The following is a 13163-nucleotide window of genomic DNA, read 5'->3' on the forward strand; positions in this document are numbered from 1 at the left end:
GAGTCAGAGTACCACATTTCAGATATTTATATCATGACATCTTGTTTCAGCATCTGTGCTGTATACAGCTCATAGATTCCGAAATAAATTCGAAATGACACTGTGACACTGTAAATTTCAAATGACTCTGGACGATGCCGGTCAAAGCCTAGAGGCTGGCAGTCAATCAGCTTGCAATACTTTTTGGCGGGCGTTCCCAAATTCTAAAGTCTGCCATTTACACAAAATTTATGGCACTTATCGGCGCGGGAATAGCCGGAACAAATGTTTATGCCGACTCGAATATAGTATTGAAAAAATAAGTGCAAGGAATTAAGCAGGCGGCAAAATCATTCGCAGAAAGCATCGCCAAAATCAGTGTGAATGTGCTTATTGCTTCGCTTGTCATTGTGGTCATTGCAGGGTTGTATTTTCTCTGCTAAAATAAAGTGCATGAAAAAGTTTCCAGGCGTAATCTATTATCATGATGAGCTGAACGATGAATTCGCGTTTGACAACATCAGCCCTCGTAAAATCGGAGCAGATTACATTTATATCCGCAATTCAATATGGAAGAAATTCACGCGCTTTTTCTGGTACAGGATAGTTGCTCTTCCGGCTGCGGCATTGTACCTGAAAATTTTCTGGCGGCACAAGATTGTGAACAAAAAGGCTATAGGGCAGTCGGGGAAAAACGCTTTTTTTATCTATGGAAACCACACCCACAATATTTGCGATGCGCTTATTCCAACCTTTGTCGCATTTCCGCGTAGCACTTACGTAATTGTGCACCCCAATAATATTTCCATGCCGGTTCTTGGCAGAATCACACCGAGCCTGGGAGCCGTTCCGCTTCCTGACGATTCCGCTTCCGCAAGAAATTTTATGGCCTGCATAGAAACTCTTGTTGGGCAAAAAAGAGCCGTGGCGGTTTATCCCGAAGCCCACATCTGGCCGTTCTACACAAAAATCAGACCCTTTGCTTCTGACTCGTTCAGATATCCGGTTCAGTACAAGGTTCCTTCATTCTGCTTTACGAATGTCTACACAAAAAGAATTTTTTCTAAAAAGCCCAGAATAACAACATACATCGACGGGCCTTTTTTTCCGGAGCAGGGGCTTTCCGCAAGGGAGCAGCGCGAAAGTCTGAGGAACAAAATTTTTTCCGCGATGACAGAGAGAGCCAAACTGAATAACGTGGAAGTCATAAAGTACATAAAGGAAAATTTGCCTGCAAAGGGGGAGCAGCAATGATAAATATTCTTTTCTGCGGAAACAGCGGTGTCTTTGATGGAATTCTGACCTGCATGCTTTCAATTCTGAAGCGCACAGAAACATCAGAGCCGTTCAGGTTTTTTATCTACACAATGAATCTTCAGGATATTGACGAAAAATACCAGCCGCTCACTTTGCAGCAGATTTCGTTTCTTGAAAGCGTGGCAAGGGAATACAATCCTGAGAATATAATAGAAAGAAAAGATGTGACCGCCCTGTACAACAGCGAATTCCGCGGCTGCCCGAACGAACAGTGCTACTGCTCGCCGTACACACTTCTGCGCCTTTTTGCAGACCTTGTTCCCGGAATGCCTGAAAAATTCCTCTACCTTGATGCGGACATTCTTGCGAACAGGGATATAATGCTCCTTTACAATATCGATGTTTCAAAAGTGGAGTATGCCGCCGCAAATGACCATTACGGAAAATATCTGATAAATCCGTTCTATATAAATGCCGGCGTGCTGCTTTTCAATATGAATCTTTGCAGAAACACCGGTCTGTTCAAAAAAGCCCGCGAGCTTATAAAAACAAAAAAACTCATGTTCGCAGACCAGAGCGCGCTTATCCGGAGCACCACAAAGAAGAAGCTCATCGCGCAGAAATTCAACGACCAGAAATTCCTGCACAGCTGGACTGTTCTAAGGCATTTTTCCCGGCGGCTGTTTTATTTTCCCTATCCACACATTGCAAACATAAAGCAGTGGGATGTGACAAATGTGCACAAAATATTCAGGTATTTTAACTTTGACGATATTCTGTTAGAATATGTATATTTAAAAGAGAAATTCAAGAGAGAAAAGATTAATGAATGTTAATAAAAAATCAATACCGGTGTTTTTTGCCTGTGATGAAAATTTTATAAAATTCACTTCGGTTACAATCCGGTCCCTGATTGAAAATGCCTCCAGGGAATTCTGCTATGAGATTCATATACTCTGCACAGCAATCAGCGATAGCAAAAAGCAGGAAGTTCTGAAACTCTCAGACGAAAATTTCAAAATCACTTTTGATGACGTGGCGGTTTATCTGAATTCAATCAGCTACCGGCTTCCAATCCGCGACTACTATTCAAAGACAACATATTACCGGCTCTTTATTCCTGAAATGTTCCCTGAGCTTGACAAGGCATTGTATCTGGACAGCGACATGATTGTGCTCGGCGACATTTCACAGCTGTACAACCACGACATCGGCGAAAACTACGTGGGCGCATGCAACGAGCAGGCGATGGTTCAGACGGACGTTTATGGAACTTATGTTGAAAAATGCATCGGCCTTGACAGAAATAAATATTTCAATGCTGGAATGATGCTCATAAACTGCGCCCAGTTCAGAAAGCAGAGAATTCTGGATCAGTTCATAAGGCTTCTGCATGAATATTCCTTTGTTGTGACACAGGACGAGGACTATCTGAATTTAATCTGCTGCGGCAATGTTTTCTGGATTGAAAATTCATGGAATGTCGAAACCTACGGCGAAATAAAATATACACAGGAAACTGCAAAAATCATACACTATCTTATGGTCGGAAAGCCATGGCACTTCAGGGATGTAAAGTTTGCAGAAATTTTCTGGGAATATGCCAAGCGCACGCCTTTCTATGATGAAATAAAATCCGTGCTTGAAAACTACACAGACCAGCAGAGAAAAAATGACTATGATTCAGTTGACCGGCTTGCAAAGCTCGCGGAATCAGAGATAAACAGACCGGACAATTTTCTGAACCGCAAAATTTACATGGAGCAGAAAGCCGGGGAAAAATCCAGCCAGCCGGACAGCGCGCCCGTTCCAAAGTCACAAGAGCGGCTTGAAATTCTGCGGAAAATCTCAGAGCTGGAAAAGCAGGGCAAATTCTGGGAGGATGTGGAGGACGATCCTCCTGCGCGGCAGATTCAGCCGGGCGAAGTTGACTATCAGCAGAAAAAACTTTCCAGCAGGATAAAATCATTCATTGCATTCAGAGCCGCAAGAAAATTCCTAAAAAAAATGCTGAAGACAAAACAGATTATAATCAGCGGAATTGAAGGAACTGAAAACCTCGGTATGCTCAAGGGCGGCACAATAATTACTTGCAACCACTTCAATCCGTTCGACAGCTTTGCGATTCAGTATGTCTATGACGAAATAAGAAAAAAGCACAGGCACGGAAAATTCTTCAGAATTATAAAGGAAGGAAATTACACGAGCTACACCGGCTTCTACGGAGAGCTTATGCGCAGCTGCAATACACTTCCGCTGAGTTCAAACTACAAGACCATGAACGAATTTATTATCGCGGTGAAAACTCTGCTTGCGGCCGGAAACTATATTTTGATTTACCCTGAGCAGAGTCTGTGGTGGAACTACAAAAAGCCAAAGCCTTTGAGAGCCGGCGCGTATAAGCTTGCTGTAAAAAACAACGTGGCGGTTCTTCCAGTTTTTATAACAATGAAGGACAGCGATATTTTGGACAGCAATGGATTTTTTGTCCAGGAGTACACAATTCATATCTGCCGTCCGATTTTTCCGGATTCAACGCTTTCGCGCAATGAAAACGTTGAATACATGATGAACGAAAATTATTCTGCATGGAAAAAAATTTATGAGAACACATATAAAATCCCGCTCAGCTATAAATAGAATTTTTGGTTTTAAAAACAAAGCCGCGTTGATTTGCATTTTTATTTTTCTTGCGCCCTTTTCTTTTGCGCAGGAAATTTCCCGGAATGCGCAGAGCCTCATTGATTCATTTTTTAATCTCAGGATGAATCTTTCAGTCTATGAGGAAAGCGACACGGAAAGTATCATAGCTGAAATTGAGCGGTTCGGGGAAAGCAATGCGGATAAAATCGGGATGCTTTCCGAGCAGGAAAAAATCATACTTGAAAATTTTTCTGTAATGGAAAAATACAATTATCTTTACAAGCTTCCGGGGCAGGCAAAAATTCAGCATGAAATTCTCGGGAGCCAGCTTGAAAAAATCGAGGCTTTTCTGAAGCAGAATTCCAGCAGCCAGCTGAGCGCATATTTTTACTGCACACAGGCGGATGTAACTTCCTGCTATATGGGATATTCAATCGGCGATGTTTTGAAATACGGAGCGAGCGTAAAAGTTCTTTACGAAAAGGCACTCGGACTTTCGCCTGAATTTTCCTATGCGCTTACAAACATCGGGCAGTGGTATTATTTTTCACCTAAAATCGCAGGCGGCTCAAAAAAGAAAACGCTCTCTTGTTTTGAAAAAGCCAGGGAAAATGCAGCCACAGAAGCGCAGAAATATTTTGCCGATATTTTTCTTTCGCAGATTCTATTTGAAAACGGCGAATCTGAAAAATGCCGCGCGCTCCTTGATGAGGCTCTTTCATTCTGCCCGGAAAGCACTTATGTAAAAAAAATCATTGCGATAAACCAGTCAGGACTTTCGCTTTATGAATACAACAGAAAAAAATCTCCGCTGGATGAAAAGAATGCGGCGAGCACAGAGTTTCCGGGACAGTCCTGAAAATGCAATGCCGCTGTTTCAGCGATTATTTTAAACCTTCCGCATTTACTTCCCTATTTTTGTTTTTTCCTGTAGACTAGTGGCTCCTGCCGTTGATGGACAGGCGGAGTTTCGTATGAGGCTCTAACTCTACTTTTTTAATGAACAGATTTTTTTACCTAATAAAAGCCTGTTCAAAAAGGATATTGAAATGAAGAAATTCAATGTCGCTATTTTTAGCGTGGCCGTGCTCACACTTTCAGTTTTTTCTTCCTGCTCAAAGGAAAAAAAAGAAACATTCAATCTGTATAACTGGAGCTATTACACGCCAGATTCAGTTCTTGAAAAATTCGCAAAAGAATACAACTGCAATGTGAAAGTTGATTATTTCGATTCAAATGAAATGATGTATGCGAAGCTCCGGGCGGGCGCAAAAGGCTATGACCTGACAATTCCGTCTCAGGATTACACTTCAATTATGATCAAGCAGGGAATGGTTCAGAAGATAGATCTTTCCAAATTCCCGAATTCAAAATATATAAATCCAGAGGCTCTTAAAAAAGCGAGCGGCTACGATCCTGACATGACATGGAGTGTTCCGTACTGTCTTGCTGCTTCAGGAATTTCTGTAAACAAAACAAAGGTGAAGGACTACGAAAAATCCTTTGACATTTTTTCCCGTGAGGATCTTGCTGGCCACATGACAATGATGGACGACATGAGAATCACAATGGGAAGCGCGCTCAAGCATCTTGGATATTCCCTGAACACAACGGACGACAAGGAACTCAGGGAAGCGGCGGATCTGATAATAAACAAGTGGCGTCCAAATCTTATAAAGTTTGATGCGGAAGGCTACGGAAAATCATTTGCCTCCGGTGACTTCTGGGTCTGCGATGGCTATGCGGAAATCGTGTTCGCCGAAGTTCCGGAAGAAAAGCATGATGAAGTTATTGACTTCTTTGTTCCTGAATGTGGCTCGGCGGCGTATCTTGATTCAATGGTGATTTTAAAAGATGCAAAGCACTATGACCTTGCGATGAAATTTATTGACTTCAGCCACCGCCCTGAAATTTACGCTGAATTCTGCGATGCTCTGAAATTCCCTGCATACATAAACACAGAGGCTTCAAAGTATACAAAGAAAAAGCCGATGTACCCTGTTGAAACGCTTGAAAAAGTCGAGCTGAAAATGGATGTTGGAGAGGCTCTTTCAAAGTACGATGCGCTCTGGCAGGAAATAAGATTTTCCGCGGAGTAAAGACAGCAGACACTGAAATAAAAAATGTAATCGGGAGCTTTCTGAATGTTGAAGTTTTTAGAAAGCCCTGCGATTCAGTTCCATGCAAAACCGCCAACTGCATAAAGCACGCGGCGGTTTTTTATTTTAAATATAGAAAAAAAATTCAGTTTTCAAGAAGGTTTTACATGTATTTTTTTACAAGCATTAAAATTTCTTCCTTGGCTTTTTTCCGTTCCAATTCTTCTGTTGAAAACAAAATTTCAGGACGAATTTTTAGAGCATCGCATAGTTTTATAATGGTATAAAGATTCGGAATATTTTTTCCGGTTTCTATGCAGTTGACTTGATTCTGAGAAAGTCCAGCTGCAAAAGAAAGTTCAATTTGCGACATATTTGCTTTTACTCTTTCTTCTTTCAGCCTTAAAATTACAAAATCCAGTTGCTCTTTATATTTAAATTCAATCATCTTGTATTTACAATGCATGGAATTTTGTTGACAAACAACACGAAATACAATTATAATTTTCAATGAAATTTCATTGAGTTGTACAATGGAATTTTATTAAGGAGTTTCAAAATGAAAAAAATCTTATTGGTTTTATCTCTTCTTTTTTGTATTTCAACAGCTTTTTGCCAGGAAGAAGAAGAGGGAACTGGAAGAATTCGGATTGGGTTTGCACAGTTTCAAAATAAAGCTAGTGCTGTTCAATCTCGTGATTCTGAATACAGAGAAATTCAATTTAATCTTGAGGCATTCACAGATATGCTTCAGACGGCATTGGTAAAAACAAGGCGTTTTGAAGTTATAGAGCGCAGCAGGCTTGATGAAGTTTTGACAGAGCAGGGCTTGGGAACAGAAGGTATTGTGAACCAGAAGACTGCAAGTGCCACAGGACAAATTCGTGGTGTTGATTTTATTCTAATGGGAACAGTTACGAAATGCGGATTCACAGATAAGACTGTAAAGGTTGGAAAATTTGAGCAGAAAACTTCAAGTTTGGAAATCAGTATTGATTTCCGGCTTACGGATACATCTACAGGTCGCATTGTTCTCAGTGATTTTGTAAATACTAAAGTTGATCAGGTTAATACAAGCGGAACTTCATACACAACATCAAATTCTTCGCAGACACAGATTTCCGATGCCATGAGAGATTCAAGTTTGCAAAGTGCATTTCTTATAGCGAACGCAATAGTTCCAATGCAGATTGATGCAATAGGAAAAGATGGAAAAGTTGTAAAACTGAATTACGGCAGTGGATTTGTTGTGCCTAAGGATATTTATAGAATTATTCCTGCGGCAAGCGATGAAGATGGCTGGGATTCGGGATTTGAAGAAATTGGAAAAATTGAAATCCAGAATGTTTCAGATAAATATTCGGTTGGAAAAGTTGTTGAAATTGCAAAAGATGAATTTGGAGGAGAAGCTACAATTTCAGAAGGTTGCAGACTTGAGCGCATTAATGGTGAAGAATTAAAAGAATTTAAAGATAAGCAGACTATAAAGAGAAAAGACGATTTGGGAAATAGATTCGGCTATTAAAGGGATTTTGCTTTTTTAGAAATGCTGATAAGCCAGCCGGACGTGGATTATTCGGTGGTGTTAATAATGTCTTATTTTTTATTAAGGAGTATAAAGTTATGAAGAAAGGTATTTTTGCAGTATTTATGTTTGCATTAATGAACATTTCTGTAGTTTTTGCACAAGAGGGAAAGCCTGTAATTGGTTTATCAGAAATTAATGTGCAAAAAGGTTTTTCTGCTACTGTAACAGGTGAGTGGGGACGTATCGTAAATTATAATTCGGACGGTAAAAAAATTTCTGAGTATCCTGCGGAAAAAGTTCCGACAACTGAATCATTGCTTCCGATGATCCGCGCAGCAATCAGCCAGGAAATTGTAAACTCAGGCCGTTTTGCAGTTATGGAGCGTTCTGCAGATGAACTTAATAGAATCCGCCAGGAAAATTTGGAAACCTCAGGTGCTGTTAATCCAAACTCACAACTGGATTTTATGCTTACATCTGAATTGGTTCAGTTTTCGGCAGATAGAAGCAATGTAAGTGCTTCTAAAATTTTCAAAATCGGACTTTCAATAAAATTCATAAATATTTCAAGCGGACAGATTGTTGTAAGTGAAACTTTCTCTAAGGAAACTGATAACGGCGGCTGGTTCTCTTCAGCAAAGATAAAGGATTTAAATGACTGTGCAGTTGCTTTGGCTCATGATTTGATTGGAAAAATTGTTGAAAAGATTTATCCTCCGATTGTTCTTGCTATTAATAGCAAAACTGGTGTTATTCAGATTTCCAATGCAGGATTTTCAATTGGTGATGTTATAGAGGTTTATTCAGCAGGAGAGCCAATTATTGATCCTTATACAGGCAAGGTAATAGGAAATGAAGAGATTTCAGTTGCTCAAATAGTTGTTTTTGAATTGAATAATCAGATTGCAAAAGCAATGGCTGATCCAAAAGGTGAATACACATCGGCAAAGATTGAGAGAGGAATGAATATCCGCTCAACAGGAACAACATCTGAAAAAACTGTAAAAAATATTAAAAAAGTTTTAAAGATATAGAGAATCCGCTATATCTCTTAGTTTGTATAACCAAAACCGCCAACTGCATAAAGCACGCGGCGGTTTTTTTTGTCTGGAATGGCAATTCAGGGCAGCAAAAGTCTTCAGGGCTGTCTATTAAAATTTAACTTAATTCTAACAAATCGATAACCTCCAAAAAACACAGTGAATTTAGATTTCTGAGTGTAAAATAAAAAACTCATGGAGGTTACCATTATGAGAAAATCCAGATTTGCAGCCGGTGTGATTGCTCTGGCTCTTTTAGGCGGAACTGTAATTGCGGCTCCTAAAAAAAACAAGGACTTTGAAAACAAGAGTGCTGTTCTTATCAGCCGTGAGGAAGGCAGCGGAACACGCGGAGCTTTTATTGAGCTTTTTGGAATTGAAATGAAAAATTCCGAAGGCAAAAAAGTTGACTACACTTCAGAAGAGGCTGACATCACAAACAGCACAGAAGTAATGCTCACTTCAGTTGCCAGAAACAAATATGCAATAGGCTATGTTTCGCTCGGCTCTCTGAACAACACTGTAAAGCCCCTGAAAATCGACGGAGTTTCTCCGAGCGTTGCAACAATCAAAAACGGAACTTACAAAATTTCCCGCCCGTTCAATATCATCACAAAGGAAAATGCTGTTTCAGAAAATGCGGCTGATTTTATCCGCTTCATTCTTTCAAGCGACGGCCAGAAAGTTGTAGAGGCAAACGGATATATCAGCTCTGTGCAGAATCCATCTTACATTGCAAGCGGCAGAAAGGGAAAGCTCACAGTGGCAGGCTCTTCAAGCGTAACTCCGGTAATGGAAAAGCTCGCTGAAGCCTACGAAAAGCTCAATCCTGAAATCAAAGTTGAAATCCAGATGTCAGACAGCACAACAGGCGTGAACAGCGCAATCAACGGAGTCAGCGAAATAGGAATGGCAAGCCGCGAGCTCAAGGACAGCGAAAAGTCAAAGGGCGCGGTTCAGACAAGAATCGCAATAGATGGAATTGCAGTTATCATCAACAAGAGCAATCCGCTGGAAAGCGCATCTGTTCAGTCTATAAAATCTCTGTACACCGGCGCTATCTCTAAGTGGGGAGATGTGAAATAACTTTCGTAACAGACGCAGTGCGCGTTTTTAGAGTTTCCGGGAATTTCAGTTTTCCCGGCGCTCTTTGAAAATGCAGGCACTGCAATTTTTTTAATCAGCGGAATATGAAAAACAAATATATAGAACAGTCAATGAAATTCGTTTTTCTGGTGGCGGCGTGTGTTTCCATTGCAGCGACAATAACAATCTGCATTTTCCTTTTTGCAAATGGAATTCCTGCCATGTTCAAAATCGGAATGAGGAATTTCATCTTGGGTCTGAAGTGGAAGCCGTCAATCGATCTTTACGGAATTTTCCCGATGATTGTAGGCTCGATTACAGTAACAGCCGGCGCTTTGATTCTGGGAGTTCCGCTTGGAATTTTCACAGCGGTTTTTCTTGCGCGCTACTGTCCAAAAAAAATGTACAGCTTCTTTGAAAGCGGAGTAAAGCTTCTGGCAGGAATTCCTTCTGTTGTCTACGGATTTTTCGGGCTTACAGTTATTGTTCCTGCAATCAGAAATGTGTTCGGCGGAAACGGAACTTCAATTCTTGCGGCTTCAATAGTTCTTGCGATAATGATTCTTCCCACAATCATAAGCGTGAGCGAAGCTTCGATAAAAGCTGTACCGCCTCTGTACTTTGAAGGCTCGCTCGCACTGGGGGCATGCAAGGAACGCAGCATTTTCCTTGTTGAGCTCAAGGCCGCGTGCAGCGGAATAACAGCAGGAATAATTCTTGGAGTAGGGCGCGCTGTGGGAGAAACGATGGCCGTCATTATGGTGGCTGGAAACCAGGCGATTCTTCCAAGGGGAATTGCAAAGGGAATCAGAACGCTCACTGCAAATATTGTTCTTGAAATGGGATATGCCGCGGATCTTCACAGAGATGCCCTGATTGCAACTTCCGTGATTCTGTTTATTTTCATTTTGATTATAAACCTGTGCTTTTCACTGCTGAAAGAAAAAAAGGACTAGAAAATGAAAACAAAAATTGCGCGGTGTTCTCCGCAGACACTTCAGTCAAGAATTCTAAAGACATTTGTAATCGCCGCGGGAATATTCACGATTGTAATTTCCGCCGGGATTGTAATCTATATTCTTGCAAGGGGAATTCCAAATCTGAATCTTTCGCTGTTCAGCATAAAGTATACAAGCGAAAACAGCTCCCTTTTTCCTGCGCTGGTGAATACGCTTTCTGCAACGGTGGCAACGCTTGCAATATCAGTTACAGTTGGAATCGGAGCCGCGATTTATCTGAGCGAGTATGCAAGAAGAGGAAGCCGCATTGTAAAGGCAATCAAGCTTGCAACGGAAACGCTGGCAGGAATTCCTTCGATTGTTTACGGACTTTTCGGATTTCTGTTTTTTGTAACTTTCCTGCACTGGGGATTTTCGCTTCTGGCAGGCTGCTGTACTCTTGCGATTATGATTCTTCCTGTGATTGTGCGGACGTCCGAGGAATCGCTTCTTTCTGTGAGCGACAGCTACAGGGAAGGCAGCTTCGGGCTTGGAGCGGGAAAATTGCGGACTGTGTTCTGCATAGTTCTTCCTTCCGCAGTTCCGGGAATAATCGCAGGAATTGTTCTTGGCACAGGGCGCATTGTCGGAGAAACGGCCGCGCTAATTTACACGGCTGGAACAGTTGCGCAGATTGCAGGAGGAATGCAGAGCGGAAGAACACTTGCAGTTCATCTTTATGCGCTTTGGAGCGAAGGTCTTGCAACGGGACAGTCCTATGCAACCGCAGTTATTCTTCTGGTCATCGTTCTGTTTTTGAACTGGCTCAGCGCGTTGCTTGAAAAAATAATTATGAGGAAAAACAAAAATGCATAAAACAAAGATTTCTGTTCAAGCCCTGGATTTGTTCTACGGAAATTTCCAGGCACTGTACAATGTGAACCTTGAGATTCCCTCAAACATGATTACAGCCTTTATCGGTCCGAGCGGCTGCGGTAAGTCAACGCTTTTAAAAACCTTCAACAGAATGAATGATCTTGTTGTGGGATGCAGGACTGAAGGAAAAGTTCTTATAGACAGCGAAAATATTTTTGAGAACATCGACGTGAATCTTCTCAGAAAAAAAGTCGGAATGGTTTTCCAAAAGCCGAATCCGTTTCCGATGAGCATCTATGACAATATTGCATACGGTCCCAGAACTCATGGAATCAAACGCAAGGTTGAGCTGGATGCGATTGTTGAAAAGGCTCTCACAGATGCGGCAATCTGGGACGAAGTGAAGGACAGGCTGAACAAAAGCGCGCTCGGACTTTCGGGCGGACAGCAGCAGCGTCTGTGCATTGCCCGCGCATTGGCGATAGAGCCGGAAGTGCTTTTGATGGACGAGCCTACAAGCGCACTGGATCCAATCAGCACAAGCAAAATTGAAGACACTGTCGCTGAGCTTAAATCAAAATACACGATTGTAATTGTAACCCACAATATGCAGCAGGCAACAAGAGTAAGCGACATGACAGCTTTTTTTCTTCTTGGAAAAGTAATTGAATACGGGCAGACAGAGCAGATTTTCAGTTCGCCGAAAAACAAGCAGACCGAAGACTACATAACAGGAAGATTCGGCTGATAGAATTCAGACAGAGGAAAACCAATTTTACAAGGGGTCAAGAATGAGAAACAACTTTAACATGCAGTTGAATGAGCTTCATGAAGATTTAAAGAAAATGGGAACGCTGTGCGAAGACTGCATTACATTTGCAACACAGTCTCTTCTGCTTGGAGATACGGAGCTTGGAGAGCGCGCGATTCAAGCGGAAAAACAGACAGACATAATGGAAAAGGAAATACAGAATCTTTGCATGAGAATTCTTTTGCAGCAGCAGCCGGTTGCCAGCGACCTTAGGACTATAAGCGCGGCTATAAAAGTAATCACCGACATGGAAAGAATCGGAGACCAGGGCAGCGACATTGCGGAGCTTATAAAGAAAACCCAGATTCCATTCGAAGCCTTCAATTCCCATGTGGCGGCAATGGCGGACTGCATAATCCGCATGGTTACAGGAAGCGTGGAAAGTTTTATCAAGCAGGATTTGAAGCTTGCAAAGCAGATTGCAGATCTTGATGACCAGGCAGATGACCTTTTTATAAAAATCAAGAATGACATTCTGGACATGATGTCAGGAAAAACAAAGCACGACCGCACATTCGGCGAAAAGGCTCTGAATACTCTGATGATTGCAAAATATCTTGAGAGAATAGGAGACCATGCTGTGAATATAACTGAATGTACACAGATGGCTGCCGGAGAAAAATAAAAGAGCTGCCTTGGAAAAATATTTTTTTTGAAAATATTTATCAGAAAATGCACACAAGGATTTGCCTGAGGCATCCGAGTGTGCTTTTTTTATTTAAGGTTTAATGCAAGCCTTAAAAACAGTAAAGTCAAGGCTTTAAGCAACAGTGTGCCTTGCCTGACGAATTTTAATTGAAATATTGACCAGTTTAATGTTTTTATGTTAACCTCTTAAAAATCACGGTTAACGAAAAGGAGTTTTATAAAAAACATAAATTTTCTGCGGGCGCAGTTTTTATGCGT

General features: G+C 41.4%; 13 protein-coding genes. 12 read left to right on the forward strand and 1 reads right to left on the reverse strand.

Going from position 1 to position 13163, the window contains the following annotated elements:
- Positions 1-432: 432 nt before the first annotated feature.
- The 5 genes from ACI4L0_RS00900 to ACI4L0_RS00920 all read left to right on the forward strand — a co-directional run bounded on the left by ACI4L0_RS00900 (position 433) and on the right by ACI4L0_RS00920 (position 5978).
- Complete coding sequence (locus ACI4L0_RS00900; RefSeq protein WP_439798291.1) at positions 433-1233, forward strand: lysophospholipid acyltransferase family protein; 801 nt, start codon at positions 433-435, stop codon at positions 1231-1233.
- On the forward strand, positions 1230-2072 hold the full coding sequence (locus tag ACI4L0_RS00905) for a glycosyltransferase (RefSeq protein ID WP_439798292.1): 843 nt from the start codon (positions 1230-1232) through the stop codon (positions 2070-2072). The genes ACI4L0_RS00900 and ACI4L0_RS00905 overlap by 4 nt, the downstream gene beginning before the upstream one ends.
- Positions 2062-3876: a glycosyltransferase gene (locus ACI4L0_RS00910; RefSeq protein WP_439798293.1), complete on the forward strand. Its 1815-nt coding sequence runs from the start codon at positions 2062-2064 to the stop codon at positions 3874-3876. Before ACI4L0_RS00905 ends, ACI4L0_RS00910 begins: the two co-directional genes overlap by 11 nt.
- On the forward strand, positions 3839-4738 hold the full coding sequence (locus tag ACI4L0_RS00915) for a tetratricopeptide repeat protein (protein WP_439798294.1): 900 nt from the start codon (positions 3839-3841) through the stop codon (positions 4736-4738). Before ACI4L0_RS00910 ends, ACI4L0_RS00915 begins: the two co-directional genes overlap by 38 nt.
- 190 nt (positions 4739-4928) lie before the next feature.
- Entirely contained in the window at positions 4929-5978 is a 1050-nt protein-coding gene (locus ACI4L0_RS00920; protein WP_439798295.1) for an extracellular solute-binding protein, read from the forward strand.
- 163 nt (positions 5979-6141) lie between these two features.
- Here ACI4L0_RS00920 and ACI4L0_RS00925 read toward each other — a convergent pair whose 3' ends face one another.
- Positions 6142-6426 (reverse strand): helix-turn-helix domain-containing protein, encoded by a 285-nt coding sequence (locus ACI4L0_RS00925; RefSeq protein ID WP_439798296.1) that lies wholly within the window; start codon positions 6424-6426, stop codon positions 6142-6144.
- Between the two features lie 111 nt (positions 6427-6537).
- Between ACI4L0_RS00925 and ACI4L0_RS00930 the strand changes: the two genes are divergently transcribed.
- The 7 genes from ACI4L0_RS00930 to phoU all read left to right on the forward strand — a co-directional run bounded on the left by ACI4L0_RS00930 (position 6538) and on the right by phoU (position 12882).
- Positions 6538-7503: a CsgG/HfaB family protein gene (locus ACI4L0_RS00930; RefSeq protein WP_439798297.1), complete on the forward strand. Its 966-nt coding sequence runs from the start codon at positions 6538-6540 to the stop codon at positions 7501-7503.
- A 98-nt stretch (positions 7504-7601) separates the two neighbouring features.
- Positions 7602-8540, forward strand: a complete 939-nt coding sequence (locus ACI4L0_RS00935; RefSeq protein WP_439798298.1) for a hypothetical protein — start codon at positions 7602-7604, stop codon at positions 8538-8540.
- A 216-nt stretch (positions 8541-8756) separates the two neighbouring features.
- Complete coding sequence (locus tag ACI4L0_RS00940; RefSeq protein WP_439798299.1) at positions 8757-9632, forward strand: substrate-binding domain-containing protein; 876 nt, start codon at positions 8757-8759, stop codon at positions 9630-9632.
- Between the two features lie 104 nt (positions 9633-9736).
- Complete coding sequence (pstC, locus tag ACI4L0_RS00945; protein WP_439798300.1) at positions 9737-10588, forward strand: phosphate ABC transporter permease subunit PstC; 852 nt, start codon at positions 9737-9739, stop codon at positions 10586-10588.
- Between the two features lie 3 nt (positions 10589-10591).
- Positions 10592-11446, forward strand: a complete 855-nt coding sequence (gene pstA, locus ACI4L0_RS00950) for a phosphate ABC transporter permease PstA (RefSeq protein ID WP_439798301.1) — start codon at positions 10592-10594, stop codon at positions 11444-11446.
- A complete protein-coding gene (pstB, locus tag ACI4L0_RS00955; RefSeq protein ID WP_439798302.1) occupies positions 11439-12194 on the forward strand; it encodes a phosphate ABC transporter ATP-binding protein PstB in 756 nt (251 codons plus the stop codon). The genes pstA and pstB overlap by 8 nt, the downstream gene beginning before the upstream one ends.
- Positions 12195-12237: 43 nt before the next feature.
- Complete coding sequence (gene phoU / locus ACI4L0_RS00960) at positions 12238-12882, forward strand: phosphate signaling complex protein PhoU (RefSeq protein ID WP_439798303.1); 645 nt, start codon at positions 12238-12240, stop codon at positions 12880-12882.
- Positions 12883-13163: the final 281 nt, after the last annotated feature.

Origin of the sequence: Treponema sp., assembly GCF_051883275.1 — a bacterium.
Taxonomy (GTDB): Bacteria; Spirochaetota; Spirochaetia; order Treponematales; family Treponemataceae; genus Treponema_D.